The following is a 21,102-nucleotide window of genomic DNA, read 5'->3' on the forward strand; positions in this document are numbered from 1 at the left end:
TTTTAATTAGATTGAATAAATGAACTTAATAACTGACATACAATACTTTCCATCTGTTATCTTCTACAAAAATTCGTATAACTTTTCACATATCACTATAGAGCAATGTGAAACCTGGCAAAAAATGAGTTTTCGCAATCGCTGCCAGATCGCTGGTGCGGAAGGGGTCATTAACCTCAGCATCCCGCTGGTCAATGGAAGGGATCAAAAGGCCCTTATACGGGATGTCAGAATTGCAGGTTCCTTGCCCTGGCAAGCGCAGCATTGGAAGACGATCGTTTCCTGTTATAACCGTTCGCCCTGGTTCGCGTATTATCGCGATGAGTTGGAACAGCTGTACCGGAAGCCGGCCAACTATCTTTTGGATTGGAACTGGGACTGTCTGGAGTGGTCGTTCCGGGTGCTTGGGATGACCCGGAGTCTCAGCCGGACGCCGTCGTATAAAGTGGAATATACCCCGGCGGAGGGGGTCGATCAGCGGGGGATGCTGATGCCAAAGGACCGCGAAAAATGGGGTGCCGGAACGCCCCGATATCATCAGGTCTTTGAAGAGCGCACGGGTTTTTTGCCGGGATTATCGATCCTCGACCTGGTCTTTTGCGAAGGGAAGAATGGGATCAGATATATACAGTCGTAAGCCGGCGGGTGGCTTTTTTAAGCCGGAGGTGGAGTTGATCCATCTTGTGGAGATAATCCCGCTGGATGATTATCTGCTGGTTTAGCAATTTTTTTAGCTCCACCTGCGTGGTATTAGCCTGCACCCGGGTCCGGGCTTCCTGCCGGCGGAGGAGCTCGAGCTGGACCGCGAGTTCCTTTTGCAGTCTGACCACCTGGGTTCTTATCTCTCTCTCGGTGGCTTCTTCTACCCACGCGAGTTTATCTTCCGGGCGGAGGGTATCGATATTTTGGAAGGAAAAGCTTGAATTGGGCACGAAGACCAGGTTTTCCATCGGCGGGATATCGGGGGCCTGTTCGGGGGCGTCATCATCGTCGTCGGCTGTACCGAGGGAGTTATCCCGGGGCGGGGCCGGTTTGATGGTGACCGTAAGGGCGGCAGGTTGGGTCAGCAGATCGGTAACCAGGGGTCTGTCTTCGATGCCGGCGGACCGATCGCCTGATCCGGCGTCAGGCCCCGACCGGGTATTGATGCCGGCTACCGAGCCCAGCATCCGGACTTCCGTCAGGGCCGGGTTATCGGCGGGGGGTGGGCCGTCGGTGCCGGTGGCCGGTGTTTTCCGGTGGCTCCGATAGAGCGCCCCGGCTATTTCTTTTTGCGAAGCCGGTTCCGTCCGGGCGGGCCGGGTATGTTCGGGCGCACCCGTATTGATAATCGGGATAAAGACCATTTCCCCGATGAGCGGAGCGGCGGCTTGGGGGGTCCGGGCCGCTGTCGGTTTCGGGTGCTTTCCAGCCGGCGGGGACGACAGACTGAGAATGGCGATAGCGGCGGTCAGGAATAAGAAGATAAAGGGCCGGACGCCGGGGCGGTGATCGGTCCGTTTTTGCTGGAGGATCTTTCTTGCCCGATGGAGCAACAGCTGGTCATCGCCTTCGCCGGTAGCTGCCAGGGCCAGGCGGCTCTGCCGGTGCTGCCGCGCGAGAGAAAGGAGGGCGGAGACATAGGCATGGGGATCATAGCGGAATTGGAGTACTTCGTCATCGCAGCAATGTTCCCGTTCGCGTTGCAACTGCCGGATCAGCATCCGGCAAAATGGGTTGAAGAAAAAGAGCAGGCCGATGACCGTCACGCCCAGATTGAGCAGGTAATCCTTTCGCCGGATATGGGCCAGTTCGTGGATCACTATCGCTTCCACCTGCTCCGGGCTAAGATTGGTGAGCATTGCCGCGGGCAGAAGGATCACGGGTTTTAGCGATCCGAGGGTCAGCGGGACGTCCACCAGGGTAGAGCGCCAGGCGCTTACCATGGGGCGAATGCCCATCCGCCGGCTGGTCGACTCGACAAAGATCCGCAGCTCCGCCGGGATCTTCGAAAGTCCTTTGCGGGCAAGCCGGCGGGTATAAAGATATTGATGGGAATAGCGGAGGAGCAGCACACCCAATACGAGGAGATAGAGCGAGGAGCACCAGGGGAGGATCAGTGTGATCAGCCGGTTGCCGGTTCCCCAGGCGCCGGTGTTGAGGACTTCCCAGCCGGCGGAGCGCCCGAATCCCCATCCCGCATCATCAAAAAAATAGGCGCCCGTAAACGTGAGCACCGATCCCAATGCGCCAAAGGCCAGCAGGCTTAAGGCGAGGCCATGGCGGAAACGCGAAGGCGACTGGTGGAAGATGTTCACTACCAGAAGGTAGGCGAGCCAGAGCAACCCCATTTGCCAAAGACTATTCACCAATGTCCAGCCCAGCGCCTGCAGTAAAGCGGATTGGGTCAAAAGATGCATGCCTATTGTTTTTTCAAATTATTCAACAGCTGTTGGATCTCTTCCAATTCGGCGGCCGAGGCCTTGTGATTGCCGAGTGCCTGGAGCACCAGTTCGGTGGAGGAGCCCCCGAAGAGACTATTGATCATCTTGCCCAGAAGATGCTGCTGGGTCTTTTCCTTGCTGACCGATGGCTTGTAGATATGGGTCTTGAAGGTGTCATCCCGGCTGACCAGTCCTTTTTCATACATGATCTGCATCAGCTTGAGCGTCGTGGTATAACCTGCTTCCTTGGTCTTGAGTAGTATTTCATGCACTTCCCTTACGCTCGCTTTGTCCCGTTCCCAAAGAACCTGCAGGATCTCGAGCTCACTTTCCGTTGGTTTTATTGTCTTCGTCGACATGTGTTGGAGATTTGGAATTCAATTTACGATATATTTCGTAAATGTAAGGTTAAAATGGCTGATTAGACCTTTTTTGCGCATGCGTATGTTTCCCCCGACGCATGGCACAAAAAAAAGCCCCGATGTGGAAACACCGGGACTTTGGTATTTGGATCTGATTAGTGTCGAGTTGTAAAGATAATCCCTGGATCGGGATTTAATAAGAAATCTTTAATTTTTTTTTGTTAATGCCATGTTGCTGCAGACTGGACTTTTGGCGCCGCAACTCTGACCACGGCCTGCTTCTCCGTCTTCGTGGCCCGGTGGCTCGCGCCGGTATCCCGGGTATGGAAGAGAGTGGCAAGAGTGGGAGCGATGACCAGAGAAACGATGGACATCAGTTTGATCAAAATGTTCATCGAGGGACCGGAGGTATCCTTGAACGGATCGCCTACCGTATCGCCTGTGACGGAAGCCTTGTGGGGATCGGATTTCTTATAGTGGATCTCGCCGTTGATCTCCACCCCTTTCTCAAATGATTTCTTGGCATTGTCCCAGGCGCCGCCGGCGTTGTTCTGGAAGATGCCCATCAGTACGCCGCAGACGGTAGCGCCGGCCAGGAAGCCGCCAAGTGCTTCGGGGCCCAGCAGGAAGCCGATGATCAGCGGGAAGAGGATGGCGATCGCGCCGGGCAGGATCATTTTCTTGATCGAAGCCTGTGTGGAGATCGCAACACATTTATCATATTCGGGTTTACCCGTTCCTTCCATGATACCGGGGATTGTCCGGAACTGACGTCTTACTTCTTCGACCATCGCCATGGCTGCTTCTCCAACGGCCTGGATCGCCAGTGAAGAGAAGATAAAGGGGATCATGCCGCCTACGAAGAGGCTGGCCAGGACCTTTGCCTTATAGATATCGATCCCTTCGATGCCGGCTACGCCGACAAATGCAGCGAAGAGGGCGAGGGCGGTAAGTGCCGCGGAAGCGATGGCAAAGCCTTTACCGGTGGCAGCCGTCGTGTTCCCCACGGCGTCGAGCACGTCAGTCTTTTCGCGGACGTCCTTGGGGAGTTCGCTCATTTCGGCGATGCCGCCGGCGTTGTCGGCAATGGGTCCGAAGGCGTCGATGGCCAGTTGCATGGCGGTAGTAGCCATCATCCCGGCGGCGGCGATGGCCACGCCGTAGAGACCGGCACAGGCAAAGGAGCCCCAGATCCCGCCCGCCAGCACGAGAGTCGGCAGGAAGGTGGATTGCATTCCGACGGCCAAACCGCCGATGACGTTTGTGGCGTGACCGGTACCCGATTGGCGGATGATGCTCAGCACGGGGGGCTTACCCATGGCCGTATAATATTCGGTGATGATGCTCATCAGCGTACCGACTACGAGACCGACGCCGATGGCTCCCAGCACACCCCATTTGGTGAACTCGGTGCCACGGAGGGTCATAGTCTCGGGCAGGAGATAATTGACGAGTCCGATACAGGCGAGGGCCGTCAGGATGATCGAACCCCAGTTACCCATGTTGAGGGCTTTCTGGACGGTACGCGTATTGACCTCGGCCGAATTGCTGATGCGGACGAAGAGCGTTCCGATCATGCTGAAGATGATACCAGTCCCGGCGATGAGCATGGGCAGAAGGATCGGGGACATCCCGCCGAAATTGTCGGCGGCCACCGTTTCCTGACCCAGTACCATCGTGGCGAGAACGGTAGCGACATAGCTGCCGAACAGGTCGGCGCCCATCCCGGCTACGTCGCCCACATTATCACCGACATTGTCGGCAATCGTCGCGGGATTGCGGGGATCATCCTCGGGGATGCCGGCTTCTACCTTCCCGACGAGATCGGCTCCGACATCGGCTGCCTTTGTATAGATACCGCCGCCGACACGCGCGAAAAGCGCGATGGACTCAGCGCCGAGGGAGAAACCGGTGAGCACCTCGATGGTGCGTCTCATTTCCTCGGAGTTGACCCCGGCCTCCGGGGCGAAGATGGCTTTTAATATAATGAAGAGACCGCCGAGCCCCATGACTGCCAGACCGGCGACGCCAAAACCCATCGCGGAACCGCCGTTGAAGGACACCTTCAGCGCCTGGCTGAGGCTTGTGCGTGCAGCTTGTGCGGTGCGAACATTAGCCTTTGTGGCGCTGCGCATGCCGATATAACCGGCAGTGGCGCTAAGGACGGCGCCGATAACAAAAGCAACGGCAATGGCCCAGTGCGAATTGGGATTGGACACGCCCATTACGGCCAATAAAATGGCAGCGATAATAACGAAGTAGGAGAGGATCTTCCATTCTGCTTTTAGAAAGGCCATGGCGCCTTCTGCGATGTGGGTACTGATCTCCTGCATCCGGGCATTACCGGGATCCTGCTTTGAAACCCAGGCAAACTTTATAAAAGTGTAAAGAAGACCAACGGCGCCCAGCACGGGAACTGCGTAAATCAATTTGTCCATAAGTTTAGTCCTTAAACAGCATTTTCATCCCGGCAATCGTTTACTTATTGCGGATGGCTTAAGGGACGGCAAAAATAGGGGGAAAATGTCAAATATTATGTATAATGAAAAATCCTTTCACTTCCGTTGGAAGGATTTTTTATTCCGGTTTTCTCCCCTGGTGGAATTCGGGGTCCCGGGTTTTGTCAGCTATATAATAAACTAATTTCCATTGTATTATATATCTTTGATGGACTTATTTTAATTGAAGTGGAAGCAAAAGCTGGCGAGCGCAGACAACCCAACGGACAAACGCCTCGTCTTGCTGAATAACGCCGGGGGACCATGCGCACAGACAAACTGCTTATTATTGTTTTGCTTATCGGGGGTATGCTGGCTGCTGTTCAGGAAGCGGATGCGCAAGGCTGCACGGTCGACGGCCAGAACCCGGCTACTGCTTTCCCGGTTTGCGGGACCTCCGTTTTTAGTCAGAAGAGCGTGCCGGTATGCGGAAACGGAATTGTGCCGTCACCTACCTGCGTTGTCAGTAATCGAATTTCCTATTCGGCACTGAATCCTTTTTGGTACAAATTCACCTGCTTCGAATCGGGCACCCTGGGCTTCCTGATCAGCCCCAATGATTCCCAGGACGACTATGACTGGCAACTCTATGACGTCACCGGCCGGTCCCTTAATGCCGTGTTCACGGACGCGACCATGGTAGTGGCTTCCAATTGGTCGGGCATCACGGGAATCACCGGCACTTCGGCGACGGCAACCGCCATGTTCGAATGTGCATCGACAAGCATCCCCGCTACGGGGCCACCGAAATTCAGTAAGTTGCCAACCCTGATCAAAGGTCATAACTACCTGCTCCTTGTGAGTCACTTTAGCGGCGGAGATCAGAGCGGCTATCAGTTGTCCTTCAATGGCGGCACGGCCAGTATCACCGATTCGACGCCGCCCGCGATCAAATCGGCGAGCCCCATCTGCGATGGAACGCGCATCCGGATCGCCCTGAACAAAAATATGCAGTGCAGCACCCTTGCCGCGGACGGCAGCGATTTCACGTTGTCGCCGTCCCCGGCCGGCATAAGGATCGAGGGGGCTTATGCGGTCAACTGCAGCGGCTTCGAGCTGGATACCCTGGTCGTCGTCACGAACGGGCCGCTGCCCGCGGGCGACTACTCGGTCGTGGTGAATCAGGGAACGGATGGAAATTCGATCCTCGACATCTGCGGCACGCCGATCCCTGTCGGCCAGTCGGTCTCCTTTCATATGGTTCCCCCCGGACCGACGCCGCTGGACAGCATCGTCCCCGTCGGTTGCGCTCCCGATGTGCTGCAACTGGTGTTTCCGAAGAAGATCAATTGCTCGACCATCGCCGGCGATGGCTCTGACTTTACCGTGCTGGGGAGCACACTGGTGACGGTAGTCGGCGCTTATGGCGAGTGCGACACCGCCAATCTGAGCTATCGGGTCCTGGTAAAGCTTTCCGCGCCGCTGCTGAATGCCGGCAACTACCGCATCTACCTGGCACCGGGCAGCGACGGCAATACACTTGTTGACGAGTGCGGCTTCACAAGCCCTGCGGGCAGCCTGCCCTTCACCACCGGCGACACGGTCTCGGCGGATCTGCTCACCGATCAGGTCCTGCTGGGGTGTAAGACGGACACTATTGTCTATCACTACCCATCTGTCAACGGTGTCAACCAATGGCAATGGATCTTTGACGGCGCCGATACCAGTCTTTTGCAGGACCCGCCCACACGTCTCTATCCCGTCTTTGATACAAAGAACGTCCGGCTCGTTGTATCCAACGGCTACTGCACGGATACCGCGAATCTCTCGCCCATCCTGGGTAATGCCATCGACGCCGGACTGGAGGTCCCCGACATCCTTTGTCCGAAGGACTACGCCGCCTATCTCAATAAAAGCACCGGGACACTGGATTCCTGGAACTGGGATTTTGGCGACGGCGCCACCTTTAGCGGCGAGACCCCACCCGAACATCTTTACCCGCTGACCGGCATTGAAACGAAGTATACCGTTACCCTTGTCGTGGGTAATACGCTCGGCTGTTATGATACGGCCGCACAGCAGATCGATGTTTTGCGCAGTTGCTATATCGCCGTTCCGAATGCCTTCACCCCAAATGGTGATGGGCTGAATGATTTTCTCTATCCCCTGAATGCCTATAAGGCCGATAACCTGAGCTTTAAGGTCTTTAACCGGTTTGGTCAAATGGTTTTCGAGTCGCATGAGTGGACGCAGAAATGGGATGGAACCCTGAACGGTCATGCGGAACCCACGGGGACTTATGTGTGGATGCTCGATTATGTGGACCGCGATACGGGAAAACATATTTTTCAGAAAGGGACAGCGCTGTTGATACGATAAAAGAAAATGGCCCCCACGTTGTTACGGTGGGGGCCATTTTAATTTTTGTAGAAGAACCTGTAAGCCTGAAAAAAACTAAGAATAAAAACCTAAAACCTTTAACTATTGATGGCCGTCAACACGTTGGAAGGTAATATTTTGATTGAACCGATATTCTGAAAGAGCTGTCTGACTACTATGATACGAATCAGGTGCCAAATCCTAACCTATTGATAACAAAAGGGGTGTATTTTGCCGCAAAGCTTTGATCTTCCCGGGTTGGGAAAAAAATTCCTGTGGAAGGAATAAAGCGGGAAAATCGCACAATTAAACGGGCTTCGTACACGTTTAAAAATGGGAAGCGGGCCTGTGTCCGCGACCAACAAATCCAATATTCTCTAAAAAAACTGAGGCAATCCCTATGACCCCGTACATACAGAACAATCAGAATTACCTGGCTGAGGAATTCCGTCGTTTTGAAAATTATCTTCTCCAGGAAAGTCGTATCGCCCTTCTAAAGATCCAAAGCTGGCAGTTCGCTATGAAAACCCCCGAAGTGGGTGCTCACTATCAGCAGGAAGCCACGGATATGGTAAAGAAGTCCCTTTTGAGTTTCGTTCCCAACAGTTTTGTCCTCAGCGAAGAGGGATATTATTTCAAGCCGATATTCAACTAATCGTTGCTTGCTATGTCATAAAAAAGGCCGTCTGCATCAAAAAGTAGACGGCCTTTTTATCTTATGTCCGGCAAGGGCTTCGCCCGGCCGGGAAAAAGAGGCCGCGAGGCCTCTTTTATTTTTATCCTTTTGTCGGATCATAGCATTCACGCAGTTCTTTTTCCGTATAGGCCAGGCCATGTTGTTTAAGTACATCTTCCGGCACGCCATTCCATTGATTGGGAACGTTCCCTATATAACCGACATCCTTCACCCCCATCTCCGAAGTATAGAACCCCGTCGCGGTAAGATTGCGCATCAGGTTGAAGAACGACACTCCCTGGGCCATTTCCGGTTTTGCTTTTTTGGGAAAGGCGATGGCATCGACCATCTCCATCTGCTGAGGGTGCTCACAGTCCTTGAATGCCTTTCCATATCGGTTGAGACATTGCAGGTCGAGCCAGCGCAAACCGCCGCGCATCGGAGTCTGATGTTCGGGCTTTTCCTTTACGATGTATTCGACAAATGCGGGCACGCCGGCATCGGATGCGCTGCCGCTTACCTCGTCTTTCGGGATGATGATATCGCCGAGGATCGTAATGGTCGCCAGCTCATCGGGTGTGAAGAAGGTTTTCGCAAGCACATCCTTCTCGTGTTCCATCTCTTCCTTCATCCGGTTGATAGTGGTGGCGGGACCATTTTTGTCGGCGGGTGTTTGTTCGGGCGCCTTCTTCTCTTCGGTATTGCAGGCTTCGACCAGCACCCCGGTGGATACGGTCCCGACGATCAGCGCCTTTATAGATTTTCTTCTGTCCATGACTTATCCGTTTTGGCCTTGAGGCCGGATTAGATATTTTGCTTTTTCATTTCGTCGACGAGGTGTTCGCTGGCGCGCAGCGAGAGCGCCAGGATGGTCCACGTGATGTTCTTGTCGGCCTGGGAAACAAAGGGACCGCCATCCATGCAGAACAGGTTCTTGCATTCATGTGCCTGTTGCCATTTATTCAGCGGCGCCGTTTTGGGATCGTTACCCATCCGGACGCTGCCGGCTTCGTGGATGATATTTCCGGGTGCATGCAAGCCCCAATTGTTATGCGGGCCGTCATCATGACCCCATACCTGAACCGCACCCATGGCATCCAATATCTGGCCAAAGGTTTGTTTCATGTGCTTGGCCTGGTTGATCTCGTATTCGGAATGGCTGGTATTGAACCGGAGGACGGGGATCCCGTATTTGTCGACCATCTGGGGATCGATCTCGCAGTAGTTCTCGATGCGGGCGACGGCTTCACCGCGGCCGGCCATCCCTACATGCGATCCGAAGAAATAGCGATAGTCCTCCTTTAGCGAAGCGCCGTAACCACCGGCTTCCTTCACCTTTCCTTTCACTTTGAATGCTCCGTTCAGCTTCTCGATCCCCCAGGAAAAACCATAGAGGGGCATGCCGAAGCCGCCACCGAACTCGATATGATAACCACGCGGGAAATCCAGTTTCTTGTTGTCGAGCCACCAGGGAGCATAAACATGCATTCCCCCGACTCCGTCCTCATTGTATCGTTTGCGGTCGAACAGCTCGGGGATGACCCCGCCCATATCTGCGCCGGTAGAGTCATGCAGATATTTGCCGACGATATTGCTGCCGTTGGCCAGGCCGTTGGGATGGCGGGTTGATTTCGAGTTGAGCAACAGCCTCGCGCTTTCGCAGGCGCTGGCCGCCAGGATCACGGTTCTGCCGCTGACCTGGTATTCCTGCATATCTTCTTTATTAATATAGGATACGCCGGTAGCGAGGCCTTCCTTGTCGGTCAGTACTTCGCGGGCCATGGCATTGGTGACAAGATCGACATTGCCGGTCTTCAGGGCGGGGATCACCAGCGCGGAGGAGGAGGAGAAGTCACCGTACACTTTGCAACTGCGGCCGCATTGGGCACAGAAGAAACACTGGTTTCTTCCCGGGCCGAGATCCGGCGTTACTTTGGTCAGGATCGAAAGCCGGGAGGGGATGACGGGTACGCCGACACTCCCTGCTGCTTTCTTGATCATCAGTTCATGCAGCCGTGGCTTTGGCGGAGGAAGGAAAAAACCGTCGGGGTCATTTTCCAAACCTTCGTTCGTGCCGAACACGCCGAGCAGCTTATCGATCTTATCATAATAGGGCTTGACATCCTCGTAGCCGATGGGCCAGTCGTCGCCCAGGCCATCGATGCTGCGCCGTTTAAAATCCTTTGGTCCGAACCGGAGGGAGATGCGTCCCCAGTGGTTGGTACGACCGCCAAGCATCCGGGCGCGCCACCATTCCCAGGGGATGGTTCCGGGCTTACCCGTTTGGGTATAGGGTTCGCCTTCCACTTCCCAACCCCAGTAGCAACCGTCAAAGTCGCCAAAGGGCCTGAATTTGGTACTCGCGCCGCGACGCGGAGATTCCCAGGGATTCTTCAATTGATTACTGTCGGTCTTTGGATCGAACATCGGACCTGCTTCGAGCAGACATACTTTGAGTCCTGCATTGGCAAGCACATAGGCAGCCATACCGCCGCCGGCACCCGAGCCTACGATTACGGCATCGTATTTCTTGGGTTGTTTTTTGATCTGGAGGTCTCCCATCTTTTTCTTGGGTGGTTGAAGTGAAGTTAAAGGGTAAATTTAACGGTTTAGCAAAACAGCAAACAAAAAATATTTTAGGCGGCAGCCATGCTGTTACTTCCTGTCAGCGGCTGTTTTGTCCCGGATGGCTTTGAATTCGGAGCCGGGTTTCCATTGCGGCCATTCATGATCATAGCCTAGCCGGCGGCCGATCTCATAGATCGCTTCCACATCCTGCAAACCTCCATCCAGGTTCCAGGTGGCGGCATCGTATTCATCGGCGGGCTGATGATAGCGCTGTGCGGTGTACTCATCATGTTTTTGTTTGCCGTAGGCCGTTCCTTTTGTCAGATCATCGACCCCGCCGTCCGCCGTAATGGAGGGAACTCCGGCACGGGCAAAGTTGAAATGATCCGACCGGAAATAATGTCCGGCTTCGGGATGGTCTTCCGGCGCGACATACCGGCCGGCTTTCTTTACTTCTTCGGCCAGGTAATCTTCGAGATCGGATTGGCCTTTGCCGCTATAAGTGATATCCTTTGTAGGCCCATACGTGTTGAGGACGTCGATGTTCAGATTGGCGACAGTGGTCGCAAGGGGATAGATGGGATGCTGGGCATACCAGGCGGAGCCGAGCAGGCCCTGTTCTTCGGCCGTCACCGAGAGGAAGAGGATCGTGCGTTCGGGTTTTTCCGGCAACGCCTTGAACGCCCGGGCTATCTGCAGTAAAGCGGCGGTGCCGCTGGCGTTGTCTGCGGCGCCGTTGTAAATGGAATCACCCTTTGCGTCGGGCTTGCCGATGCCCAGATGGTCCCAGTGCGCGGAGAAGACGACATATTCATGGGGGTATTTGCTGCCGGTGATCTTTGCGATGACATTATGCGATTGATTATAGACTTCCTTTGCATGAACGGCGCCCGACAGTTTCACGTCCAGCGGCATGGCCTTGAAACCGGAATGTTGGGCCAGTTTCAGCAGGCCGCTATCCTTCCCCGCCGCGGCCAGCAACTTCATCGCTGCCGGTTCGGTGATCCAACCCTGGAGGGTCAGCTGGTAGGCCGGAGCGTTTCGCGTGTCGAGGTGAAGCTTGACACCGCCGTTGGACGACTGTACGACGCTGAAAGGGTAGGAGGCCGCGGCGGTGTTGTGGATGATCAGACAGGCGCTGGCGCCCTGACGGGCGGCTTCTTCATACTTATAGGTCCAGCGGCCATAATAGGTCATCGTATGGCCTTTGAAGAGCGTCGAATCATAAAAGCCCGGATCGTTCACCATGACGACGACGGTCTTTCCTTTGACGTTCAGTCCCGCATAGTCGTTCCAGTTATATTCCGGGGCGACGATGCCGAAGCCGGCGAAAACCACATCGTTTCCGTTCAGGACATTTGCGGTGTCGGGTCTTTCCGTCCAGCAAACAAAGTCCGTCATATTCTGCAGGGAGACCGTGGTCTTCGGTGAGCGGAAGGCCAGCGTGGAGGGAGCCGAAGGGCTGATCTCCACCATGGGCACGTCCTGGGTATAGCTGTTGCCGTTGCCGGGTTCGAGTCCAAGGCCGGTGTAGGACCCGACGAGATATTCGATGGTTTTCGTTTCTCCGGGCGTGAAGGGACGGCGGCCCTGGAACTCATCGGAGGCAAGGGTCTTGATGGCGGTGGCGAGACTGTCCTTGTTGAAGCTAGAGAGACCGGCATCCCCGGTGGATGCGGATTTATCACCGGAATTACAGGCGAGAAACACGCAGGGTAGACTGAGGATGCAGGCGCGAAGCGCAAATCTTATCATAAGCGGTATTTCCCTAAAATTAGGGGATTCCGGCTTATGATCGGCCTGGGGCCGCGGTGCCGTTATTTCGTCATCAACCAGTTGATCGCGGCGGCCCTGGCCGGGTCCTGGCCCGGGGCGGGGATGTTGCCGGCGGCGACCAGCTTGTCGGGCTGGATGCTGCCCTCACAGATGGTGCCGGTCCGGTCGGCCTCCTGGCAGACGCTGAGCACCAGCATCGATCTGTCGGACAGGGAATAGGTGGCGTTGGCCGTGGTAAGCCCAGCCGTCGGCTCGCCCATCAGACAGGTTTGTTCCCTGCCGCGGAAGGCGAGGGCGACGATCTCGCCGGCGCTGACCGTTCGCCGGCCGGTGAGTACGACGATCGAAGGATGCTCGTGGCGTGGGTGGTAGCCGGTGTGGCTGACCCGGCAGCGGACATGGCGGCCCTGGATGGCCGAGCCGTCCCGATAGGAGATGGGAATGCGCTCACCCGATGCGACGAAGTAACCGTATACCCCGTCACCCAGCAGTGGGCCGAGACCGGTGAGCATGGGCCAGCAGTTGCCCCCGGAGTTTTTGCGGAGATCGATGATCCAGCGGGATATCCCCCGCGTATCGAGCCGGGCGATCACGTGTTGGAGACTGTCGGCGATGCGTTGGCAGATGAGCGAATCATCCGTGCTCACCCAGGGGATGGTCAGATACCCGATACTGTCCTGCAACCATTCCCCCCTGATCTCCCCCACCAGCTGAGAGAGATCGGACGGTGCGTCGGCATCTTCGTCCCCGATATAGCGGGCCGCCTTGTCGGGTGGCATGACGAAGCTGTGATGTTCGTTCAATTCCTTGAAGCACCAGCTGATGGAAGCATAGGCGTCCTCGCAGTTGCCGGCGTTGCGCAGCTGCTCGCGGGCCTTTGTCGTCAGATCGGGCCAGGACACCCGGTCCCTCCGGTAATAGGTTTTTTGCATAAATCCGAGGACTTCATCCAGCAGCTTTTCGGCCTTCTGCATGCAGGGTCTCGGGAGGCTGTCGTTTGCGACCCCTTCGCGGGCGGCCAGTACACAACAAAGGAGAAGTAAGAGGGAAAAGGATCTGGTCATGGGCGGTCGGCGTTGGATCTTCCGTAAGATAGTGAAAAGAGAAATTTCCATAATTTATTTGGCGCCCGCTGCAAAAAAAATTACATTCGTTCAGAACATTACGTTAGTTCCTGCTACACTAAAATCACCACCATCATGGGCTACTCCCGCAGAACCTTCCTTAAAAACAGCGCCCTGGCCGTGGCCGCAGCCGGCTTTCTCCCAGGGGAATCATTTGCCGCCGCATTTAAAAGTGGAATGGTCGGCGTTCAGTTGTATTCCGTTCGTGACGCCATGGCCAAAGACCCGTCCGGCAGTCTGAAGAAGCTGGCCGATATGGGTTATAAATATGTGGAACATGCCGGCTACAAGAGCGGGAAGTTCTATGGATATGCGCCTGCAGCCTTCAAAACCCTGCTCGACGGATATGGGCTGAAGATGCATAGCGGGCATACCCGTCTCGACCCGCGCGACTATGACTCGGCAAAGAAGGATTTTTCCGATGAATGGAAGAAACTGGTGGAAGATGCGGCTGTCGCAGGTCAGAAATATGTCATCAGCCCGTGGATCGATGAAAGCGTACGCAAAAGCTATGACGACCTGATGCGGTTTATCGAGCTGTTCGGAAAAGCCGGCGAACTCTGCAAAAGCCATGGGATGAAATTCGGCTATCATAACCACGACTTCGAATTCAACACCGTCCTCAATAACCAGAAGGTATTCGATATCATCATGAAGAATACCGATCCGGCGCTGGTGGTCCAGCAGCTGGATATGGGCAACCTCTATAACGGCGGCGCCATCGCCATTGCCATCGTGATGCAATATCCCGATCGCTTCGAGCTGATGCACGTCAAGGATGAGATCAAGGCCACCCAGGGAAATGAGAAGTACGAGAGCACCATCCTCGGCCAGGGCATCGTCAATACCAAGCAGGTTTGCGATGTGGGCCGGAAACACGGCACGAGATACTTTATCATCGAGCAGGAGTCCTACCAGGGCAAGGACCCCTTCGATTCCTGCAAGGAAGACCTGGATATCATGAAGAAATGGGGCTATTGATAGCTAAAACCCGTTTTCAGGTTCCCGACGTATACATCGAAATCTCCCGGTTCGGTGACCGTTTTTAATTGCGCGTTCACGAAGGCCAGATCGTTCCGGTCGAGCGTAAAGCTTACCGACTGCGACTCGCCTGCTTTCAGGAAGATCTTTTTGAAGGCTCGCAGCCGCCGCATATTGGGTGTGATGCTCGCATAATGTTGCCGTGTATATAGTTCAACGGTATGTTTGCCGTCCCGGCGACCACTATTCTTCACCGTTATACTAACCGTCAGTCTTCCGGCACCGCTGAAAGAAGGGGCACTCACATGAAGAGCGCTGTATTCGAATCGTGTATAGCTGAGGCCCCAGCCAAAGGGGAACAGCGGCCGGTAGCCGTCCATTGTCATATCGGAGTTGAAGATCTCGCGGATGTCTTCCGTGGGTTTCCGGTCATAGAGCACCATCTCGCCCATGCTGCACGGATAGCTGAAGGGCAGCCGGCCGTCGGGGTTATAGGCGCCCGAGAGGATGTCGCTGATCGCTTCGGCGGATTTTCGCCCGCTCCAATAGGTCATCAGGATGCCCTTTGCCAGCGGGGCGATATCGGTGATCAACCGGGGCCTTCCTTCCGTCAGCACATAGATCATGGGCTTGCCGGTCGAGGCGGCGGCGCGGGCAAGGGCTTTCTGCTCGTCGGGCAGTGCGAGATCGCCGATGGTGCCCGGGCTCTCGGCATAGGCATTTTCCCCAAGGCAGAGGACGATGACGTCGGCTTTGCCGGCGGCGGCTTTCAGGATCGTCGTATCGTAGTTGGCGGGACTGATGAAGCCGGCCTCGGCCGTGGTGCGTACATTGTCGGCGCCGAACCGGTCTTTCAGCGCATCGTAAATGGTCTTGCTGCCGGTGGGATACCATTGTTCTTCCTTGCCCTGCCAGGTATAGCTCCAGCAGCCGTTGAGGGCGCTGATGCTGCGGGCCGCGGGACCGGCCACCAGGATATGGGCGCCGGGGTGTAACGGCAGAAGATCGTCGTCGTTTTTCAAAAGGGTCATTGCCTCATGGGCGGCCTGCAGGGCCAGCTGCTGGTATTCGGGCCGGCCGAAATTGGCGGCAGCGGCGCGTTCGGGGTAGGGATTGTCAAAGAGCCCCAACTTTGCCTTTAACGTAAGGATACGCCGGACGGCATCGTCGATGCGGCTGAGCGGCACCTCGCCTTTTTGCACGGCTTCCCTGAGCAGGACAAAGAAGGAGAAATCGCTGGGGACCATGCTCATATCGATACCGGCATTGATGGCCATCACCACCGCGGCCCGGGGGGTGGGTGCGACGTTGTGGCGGGTATGCAGCCGGATGATGTCTTCCCAGTCGGTGACGATCACGCCCTGAAAGCCCAGTTCCTTGCGAAGGACGTCGGTGAGGAGGTATTTGTCGGCATGCACCGGCGTGCCGTTGATCTCGGCGGAGTTGACCATCAGGGTGGAGGCCCCGGCTTTCACGGCCGCGCGAAACTGCGGCAGGTAATATTCCCGCATCTCGATCTCGGGGAGATAAATGGGCGTCCGGTCTTTTCCCGTGCGGGAGTCGGAATACGCCAGATAATGTTTCATACAACTGGCGACCGCGGTAGGATTCTTCAGTCCGTCCTCTTCATAGGCCCTGATCGCCGTTACGCCCATGGTCCTGCCAATATAGACGTCCTCGCCATAGGTCTCCGGAAAGCGGGACCAGAGGGGCTGGCGTCCGCAGTCCAGCACCGGCGCAAAATTCCAGCGAACACCGGAAGCCCGTAATTCTTTTGCAGTCACCTTCGCCGCTCCCGCAACCAGCCCGGGATTGCGGGCCGCCGCCATGGCGATATTCTGGGGGAACAGCGTCGCTTCCAGGGTATAGGTCTGGCCGTGGATGCCGTCGAGTCCATAGATGACCGGGATCTTCAGGCGGCTCTTTTTCGCCTCGTCCTGGATCCTGGTCTGCACCGTCCGCCACTGCTCCGCGGTGAGGGCGTGGTTGGTGACGTTTAGAATGGAACCCACCTTATATTCGATAATGGCCTTCGTCAGTGCGGCAGGATCGAGAACTCCATCCTGCGGTGTCGAGACGACGCCGAGGGTGACCTGGGTCATCTGACCGATCTTTTCATCGATCGTCATCTGCCGGAGCAGGGTTTCCACTTTCTGGCGGTCGGCGGGAGTCTGCGCGACGGCGGCCTGCGCCAGGAAAAGAAGGGTGGCGACAAGGAGGGGGTGTTTTTGCATGGTGAGATAAAGATACTTATTTATCACTCCAGCCCTTGCAGTTCCCTGAGGTAGTCGTACTGGAGGTCCTCGTGCAGCCCTTCGATGACCCCACGTACCTTTTTCAGCTGGCCCCGGTAGAGGTTGACCAGCACCGGGCTATCATTATAGGGGATACCGCTGCGCTTCAACTTGTGGAGAAAATACGTGATTAATTCGACCTCCGCCTGCGGGGAGGCGGTATAGCGAATCTGTTTGGCCGTGATCCGCAACACTTTCCGCAGGCTTTTTTTCGTCAGGTAGAGATTGGGCTTCGGCAGCCCGGCAAATTCGTCGTCGATCTCTTTTTTGATGGAAGCGATATAGGCAGCTTCGTCCGCCGCTTCGAAAAGCAGGTAGGTAAGCAGTTCTTTATTGTCCTTTTTGAATTTGCCCAGGCGAAGACAAAGTTCCGCCAGCCGGGTAGGGGGGAGGGATTGTAATTCCTGTTTGATCTCGTTGATGGTCGCTGCTTTCATGGCCCCAAGTTATCAAGGATTTCCTTCCTTTCATGTAAAATCCCTTTCTTTCCCCACCGGGCGGCCTACCTTTATCCCGCCCTATCAAAATAGGGTAATGAAGCGGGCGCATGAAGCGAAATAATATCTGGACATCCATTGCCTTATGGGTTGGCCTCTATCTGATCTGGATCACCGTGTTCCGGGATCATGTCTTCACCGTCACCCGGACCCTGACGGTACAGTTCTGCTACCTGCTGTTTGTCGCGGCCAACTACTATGCGCAGATCCGCTATGCGATCCCGCGACTGCTCAACCAAAAAAAATACCTTGCCTTCGCGCTTTTCCTGCCTGCCGGCATCGCGGTGACCGCGCTGTTGCGGACCCCGCTGGCGATCTGGCTGCAGGAACACTACTTCCGGCCCGGATTCCCGGGCCCCGACGCAATAGCGGTATTTCGCGACAGCTTCCTGAATATCTTCATCTGGGTCATCTTCCTGGTAGCCATCCGCCTGGTCATCGAGAAAATCTGGTTCCGGCAATATGTCGATAACATGGAGAAAGAACGCATCCAAAATGAATTGGATTTTCTCAAGGCTCAGTTCAACCCGCATTTTCTGTTCAACTCGATCAACTCGATCTACGGCCATATCGACCGGAAGAACGGGAAGGCCCGGAACATGCTGCTCAGCTTTTCGGAGATGCTGCGCTATCAGCTGTACGAGTGCGACGTAGACAAGATCGTCATCGAGAAGGAGATCCAGTATATCCGCAATTATGTCGCCCTCCAGCAGGAGCGGAAGGAGGACAACCTGGAAGTGGTGGTGGATATCCCGGATGACGTCCGGGGATTTACCATCGCGCCGCTATTGCTGATCACGTTTGTAGAAAACGCCTTCAAATATGTCAGCGGTTATGACGACCGGGAGAACAAGGTCCAGATCGCCCTCTATCGCGAAGACGAGCAGATGGTCTTCCGGGCCTACAACACCTGCGACGAAGGCATGGTGCGGCTGGCGATCGAAAAAGGCGGTATCGGTATCGCCAATGCGCGGCGGCGGCTCGATCTGCAATATCCCAACCGGCATCAGCTGGAGATAACGAATGGCGGAGAATCCTTTGAGGTTTGTTTACGCTTAAATATAAAGCCCCATGTTGATGAAAGCCGTTATAGTCGATGACGAGCCGGTGGCCCGGAAGGTGATCAAGGAATATCTCGAGGACATTGCGTGGCTCGAGCTGGCGGGGGTAGCGGAGAACCCGTTGAAGGCGGATCTGCTGCTCAGCGAATCACCCGTCGATCTTTTGTTCCTCGACATCAATATGCCGAAGCTCAGCGGTATCGAGTTCCTGCGGGCTTCCGCGGGACGGCCTAATCAGCCGATGGTGATCATCACCACTGCCTATGCGGAATATGCGCTTGACGGCTTCGAGCTGGATGTGGTGGACTATCTCGTAAAGCCATTCTCGTTCGAACGGTTTCTCCGGGCCTGCAACAAGGCCCGGAGCAAATATGGGGAACGTTTTCCGGCCGGAAAAGCCGCCGGGAAAGAGGACAGGCCCGATCATTTCTTTGTCAAATGCGACGGCAGCCTGGAGAAGGTGTTGTACGAAGAGCTGGAATATGTCGAGGCGCTGACCAACTATATCGTGCTGCATACCGTCACGCGGCAGCTGATCGTTTATCTTACACTAAAAGGCGTCCTCGCCCACCTTCCCGTGGACCAGTTTGTGAAGGTGCACAAATCTTTTATCGTCAACAAGGCCCGGATCAGAAGCATCCGCGGGAACGTGCTGCAGCTGGGCGCCGCGGAGATCCCTGTCAGCCAGCATTTTTTCGAGGCGGCGATGCAGGAGATCCTGAAGGACCGGGTCCTCAAAAGGGATTGAGATGCTGGAAGCATCTCGTCCGAAGGACAGACATTGGCGCTTTGCCGGCCATGCACTAAATTTGATTGGTGCGTGGCTGGCATATACTAACATTCGTTAGTTTGTGTTATCTTCGCGCCTAAACATCAAAGCAACCATGAACAAAGAAGTGGTCATTGTCGCGGCCGTCCGAACGCCGATCGGCAGTTTTGGCGGCGCATTGAAAGAAATGTCCGCGCCCCGGCTCGGGGCTATCGCTATCCGCGGCGCCTTGCAAAAGGCAGGTGTCGCGCCCGAACTGGTACAGGAAGTATTGATGGGCTGTGTCCTGCAGGGTAATCTTGGGCAGGCGCCGGCAAGACAGGCGGCCAGGGGAGCCGGGCTGCCCGATGAAGTGATCTGTACGACGGTGAATAAAGTTTGCGCCAGTGGTATGAAGTCTGTCGCCGTTGCGGCACAGGGCATTACGCTGGGAGATATCGATATTGCGGTAGCCGGCGGGATGGAAAGCATGAGCAACGTGCCCTTCTATGTCGGGGACCTGCGCTGGGGAAACAAATACGGTAACACTTCGCTGGTCGACGGGCTGGCGAAGGATGGACTGAGTGATGCGTATGATGGCCAGGCGATGGGGAATGCCGGTGATCTTTGCGCGTCGACCTGTGGCATCAGCCGGGAAGAGCAGGATGCGTTTGCGATCTCCAGCTACCGGCGCAGCCAGGCGGCCTGGTCGGAAGGACGCTTTGCCGAGGAGGTGGTGCCGGTGGAGATCCCGCAGCGCAAGGGCGATGCGATCACCGTCGCAAAAGACGAAGAGCCCTACAATGTCAAATTCGAAAAGATACCCGAACTGAAGCCGGCCTTTCAAAAGAACGGAACGGTGACGGCTGCCAATGCCTCCACGCTGAATGACGGTGCGGCCGCGCTGGTGCTGATGAGTCGGGAGAAAGCCGACCAACTGGGGATAAGGCCACTGGCCCGTATCCTGTCTTATGCCGACGCGGAGCAGGCGCCGGAATGGTTCACGACGACTCCGGCTATTGCCGTGCCGAAGGCGGTAGCCAAGGCCGGGCTAAAGATGGAAGATATCGCCTACTGGGAAGTGAACGAAGCGTTCTCTGTGGTTGCTATCGAGAATGCGCGGCGGATGAAGGTGGATGCGGCTAAGGTGAACGTCAACGGCGGCGCCGTTTCGATCGGTCACCCGCTGGGCGCGAGCGGCGCGAGGATCCTCGTGACCCTGCTGCATGTCCTGCGGCAAAATAAGGCGAGATATGGGGCGGCGGGGATCTGTAATGGCGGCGGCGGAGCCTCGGCCATGGTGATCGAGAACTTACAGGTATGATCAACTGCACATCGATGATAAGGAAGAGGCAGCCGGGAGGCTGCCTCTTTTATTTTATCCGCGCATGAAGCCGCTCCATTTCCTCGCGCAGGGATTTTATCTCCTGCAGGACATAGGACAGGCGGTCGTCTTTTTCCCTGACATGCGGAGAGGGCTCCTGCGAATGATCGTAGGGAGCGGTGCCCGTGGCAGTGGGCCGGTGGCTCATCGTCGATTCGGCAATATCCACCTTGACAAGGACATCCAGCGGGATATCAAAAAAATTGCTAATTACAAGCAGCTCATCCAGGTTGGGCTCGCTGATCCCGTTCTCCCAATTGCCGATCGTCGTCTGGCCCTTTTTTATCAGCGATGCGATCTCCGACTGGGTTTTAGACATTTGCTTGCGCAGGTACCGCAGGTTCTTTCCTAAATAATGCATAGCAATAAAGATAGAGTTCTAAAAAATTTA

General features: G+C 55.6%; 17 protein-coding genes. 7 read left to right on the plus strand and 10 right to left on the minus strand.

Features of this window, described 5'->3' with window-relative positions; genetic code table 11:
* Positions 1-19: 19 nt before the first annotated feature.
* Positions 20-637: a WbqC family protein gene (locus VGM48_RS02425; RefSeq protein ID WP_331576118.1), complete on the plus strand. Its 618-nt coding sequence runs from the start codon at positions 20-22 to the stop codon at positions 635-637.
* Here VGM48_RS02425 and VGM48_RS02430 read toward each other — a convergent pair.
* From VGM48_RS02430 to VGM48_RS02440, 3 genes are all read right to left on the minus strand, one after another.
* A complete protein-coding gene (locus VGM48_RS02430; protein WP_331576119.1) occupies positions 618-2,399 on the minus strand; it encodes a M56 family metallopeptidase in 1,782 nt (593 codons plus the stop codon). The two genes, VGM48_RS02425 and VGM48_RS02430, sit on opposite strands and share 20 nt — an antisense overlap.
* A gap of 2 nt (positions 2,400-2,401) precedes the next feature.
* Entirely contained in the window at positions 2,402-2,782 is a 381-nt protein-coding gene (locus VGM48_RS02435; protein WP_331576120.1) for a BlaI/MecI/CopY family transcriptional regulator, read from the minus strand.
* A 224-nt stretch (positions 2,783-3,006) separates the two neighbouring features.
* A complete protein-coding gene (locus VGM48_RS02440) occupies positions 3,007-5,223 on the minus strand; it encodes a sodium-translocating pyrophosphatase (protein ID WP_331576121.1) in 2,217 nt (738 codons plus the stop codon).
* A 324-nt stretch (positions 5,224-5,547) separates the two neighbouring features.
* Between VGM48_RS02440 and VGM48_RS02445 the strand changes: the two genes are divergently transcribed.
* Both VGM48_RS02445 and VGM48_RS02450 read left to right on the plus strand, forming a co-directional pair.
* Positions 5,548-7,602, plus strand: coding sequence for a gliding motility-associated C-terminal domain-containing protein (locus VGM48_RS02445; RefSeq protein WP_331576122.1), 2,055 nt, complete (start codon positions 5,548-5,550; stop codon positions 7,600-7,602).
* A 400-nt stretch (positions 7,603-8,002) separates the two neighbouring features.
* Positions 8,003-8,257, plus strand: a complete 255-nt coding sequence (locus VGM48_RS02450) for a hypothetical protein (RefSeq protein ID WP_188928772.1) — start codon at positions 8,003-8,005, stop codon at positions 8,255-8,257.
* A gap of 121 nt (positions 8,258-8,378) precedes the next feature.
* Here the strand turns inward: VGM48_RS02450 and VGM48_RS02455 are convergent, their stop codons facing one another.
* The 4 genes from VGM48_RS02455 to VGM48_RS02470 form a co-directional block, all read right to left on the minus strand.
* The gene (locus VGM48_RS02455) at positions 8,379-9,053 is read right to left on the minus strand and encodes a gluconate 2-dehydrogenase subunit 3 family protein (protein ID WP_331576123.1); all 675 of its coding nucleotides are present in this window, start codon (positions 9,051-9,053) and stop codon (positions 8,379-8,381) included.
* 29 nt (positions 9,054-9,082) lie between these two features.
* Positions 9,083-10,840: a GMC family oxidoreductase gene (locus tag VGM48_RS02460; protein ID WP_331576124.1), complete on the minus strand. Its 1,758-nt coding sequence runs from the start codon at positions 10,838-10,840 to the stop codon at positions 9,083-9,085.
* A gap of 93 nt (positions 10,841-10,933) precedes the next feature.
* Complete coding sequence (locus VGM48_RS02465; protein WP_331576125.1) at positions 10,934-12,601, minus strand: M28 family metallopeptidase; 1,668 nt, start codon at positions 12,599-12,601, stop codon at positions 10,934-10,936.
* Positions 12,602-12,663: 62 nt separating this feature from the next.
* Positions 12,664-13,686: a S41 family peptidase gene (locus tag VGM48_RS02470; protein WP_331576126.1), complete on the minus strand. Its 1,023-nt coding sequence runs from the start codon at positions 13,684-13,686 to the stop codon at positions 12,664-12,666.
* Positions 13,687-13,821: 135 nt separating this feature from the next.
* On the opposite strand from VGM48_RS02470, the gene VGM48_RS02475 reads away from it, so the two are divergent.
* Positions 13,822-14,727: a TIM barrel protein gene (locus VGM48_RS02475; RefSeq protein WP_331576127.1), complete on the plus strand. Its 906-nt coding sequence runs from the start codon at positions 13,822-13,824 to the stop codon at positions 14,725-14,727.
* On the opposite strand, the gene VGM48_RS02480 is transcribed toward VGM48_RS02475, so the two are convergent.
* Together VGM48_RS02480 and VGM48_RS02485 are read right to left on the minus strand one after the other, a co-directional pair.
* A complete protein-coding gene (locus tag VGM48_RS02480) occupies positions 14,721-16,961 on the minus strand; it encodes a glycoside hydrolase family 3 N-terminal domain-containing protein (protein ID WP_331576128.1) in 2,241 nt (746 codons plus the stop codon). The two genes, VGM48_RS02475 and VGM48_RS02480, sit on opposite strands and share 7 nt — an antisense overlap.
* A gap of 23 nt (positions 16,962-16,984) precedes the next feature.
* A complete protein-coding gene (locus VGM48_RS02485; RefSeq protein WP_331576129.1) occupies positions 16,985-17,458 on the minus strand; it encodes a hypothetical protein in 474 nt (157 codons plus the stop codon).
* Between the two features lie 110 nt (positions 17,459-17,568).
* On the opposite strand from VGM48_RS02485, the gene VGM48_RS02490 reads away from it, so the two are divergent.
* From VGM48_RS02490 to VGM48_RS02500, 3 genes are all read left to right on the plus strand, one after another.
* The gene (locus VGM48_RS02490) at positions 17,569-18,618 is read left to right on the plus strand and encodes a sensor histidine kinase (RefSeq protein WP_331576130.1); all 1,050 of its coding nucleotides are present in this window, start codon (positions 17,569-17,571) and stop codon (positions 18,616-18,618) included.
* Positions 18,596-19,327 (plus strand): LytTR family DNA-binding domain-containing protein, encoded by a 732-nt coding sequence (locus VGM48_RS02495; protein ID WP_331576131.1) that lies wholly within the window; start codon positions 18,596-18,598, stop codon positions 19,325-19,327. Before VGM48_RS02490 ends, VGM48_RS02495 begins: the two co-directional genes overlap by 23 nt.
* A gap of 136 nt (positions 19,328-19,463) precedes the next feature.
* Complete coding sequence (locus VGM48_RS02500) at positions 19,464-20,651, plus strand: acetyl-CoA C-acyltransferase (RefSeq protein ID WP_331576132.1); 1,188 nt, start codon at positions 19,464-19,466, stop codon at positions 20,649-20,651.
* Positions 20,652-20,700: 49 nt separating this feature from the next.
* On the opposite strand, the gene VGM48_RS02505 is transcribed toward VGM48_RS02500, so the two are convergent.
* The gene (locus VGM48_RS02505) at positions 20,701-21,072 is read right to left on the minus strand and encodes a helix-turn-helix transcriptional regulator (protein ID WP_331576133.1); all 372 of its coding nucleotides are present in this window, start codon (positions 21,070-21,072) and stop codon (positions 20,701-20,703) included.
* Between the last annotated feature and the right edge of the window lie 30 nt (positions 21,073-21,102).

The sequence above is a fragment of the Puia sp. genome (assembly GCF_036500295.1).
GTDB lineage: Bacteria > Bacteroidota > Bacteroidia > Chitinophagales > Chitinophagaceae > Puia.

What these genes read in the sequence shown, in the direction of transcription:
- VGM48_RS02425 (WP_331576118.1), top strand. Translation starts at nt 20, where the DNA reads ATGAACTTAATAACTGACATACAATACTTTCCATCTGTTATCTTCTAC.
- VGM48_RS02430 (WP_331576119.1), bottom strand. Translation starts at nt 2,399, where the DNA reads ATGCATCTTTTGACCCAATCCGCTTTACTGCAGGCGCTGGGCTGGACA.
- VGM48_RS02435 (WP_331576120.1), bottom strand. Translation starts at nt 2,782, where the DNA reads ATGTCGACGAAGACAATAAAACCAACGGAAAGTGAGCTCGAGATCCTG.
- VGM48_RS02440 (WP_331576121.1), bottom strand. Translation starts at nt 5,223, where the DNA reads ATGGACAAATTGATTTACGCAGTTCCCGTGCTGGGCGCCGTTGGTCTT.
- VGM48_RS02445 (WP_331576122.1), top strand. Translation starts at nt 5,548, where the DNA reads ATGCGCACAGACAAACTGCTTATTATTGTTTTGCTTATCGGGGGTATG.
- VGM48_RS02450 (WP_188928772.1), top strand. Translation starts at nt 8,003, where the DNA reads ATGACCCCGTACATACAGAACAATCAGAATTACCTGGCTGAGGAATTC.
- VGM48_RS02455 (WP_331576123.1), bottom strand. Translation starts at nt 9,053, where the DNA reads ATGGACAGAAGAAAATCTATAAAGGCGCTGATCGTCGGGACCGTATCC.
- VGM48_RS02460 (WP_331576124.1), bottom strand. Translation starts at nt 10,840, where the DNA reads ATGGGAGACCTCCAGATCAAAAAACAACCCAAGAAATACGATGCCGTA.
- VGM48_RS02465 (WP_331576125.1), bottom strand. Translation starts at nt 12,601, where the DNA reads ATGATAAGATTTGCGCTTCGCGCCTGCATCCTCAGTCTACCCTGCGTG.
- VGM48_RS02470 (WP_331576126.1), bottom strand. Translation starts at nt 13,686, where the DNA reads ATGACCAGATCCTTTTCCCTCTTACTTCTCCTTTGTTGTGTACTGGCC.
- VGM48_RS02475 (WP_331576127.1), top strand. Translation starts at nt 13,822, where the DNA reads ATGGGCTACTCCCGCAGAACCTTCCTTAAAAACAGCGCCCTGGCCGTG.
- VGM48_RS02480 (WP_331576128.1), bottom strand. Translation starts at nt 16,961, where the DNA reads ATGCAAAAACACCCCCTCCTTGTCGCCACCCTTCTTTTCCTGGCGCAG.
- VGM48_RS02485 (WP_331576129.1), bottom strand. Translation starts at nt 17,458, where the DNA reads ATGAAAGCAGCGACCATCAACGAGATCAAACAGGAATTACAATCCCTC.
- VGM48_RS02490 (WP_331576130.1), top strand. Translation starts at nt 17,569, where the DNA reads ATGAAGCGAAATAATATCTGGACATCCATTGCCTTATGGGTTGGCCTC.
- VGM48_RS02495 (WP_331576131.1), top strand. Translation starts at nt 18,596, where the DNA reads ATGAAAGCCGTTATAGTCGATGACGAGCCGGTGGCCCGGAAGGTGATC.
- VGM48_RS02500 (WP_331576132.1), top strand. Translation starts at nt 19,464, where the DNA reads ATGAACAAAGAAGTGGTCATTGTCGCGGCCGTCCGAACGCCGATCGGC.
- VGM48_RS02505 (WP_331576133.1), bottom strand. Translation starts at nt 21,072, where the DNA reads ATGCATTATTTAGGAAAGAACCTGCGGTACCTGCGCAAGCAAATGTCT.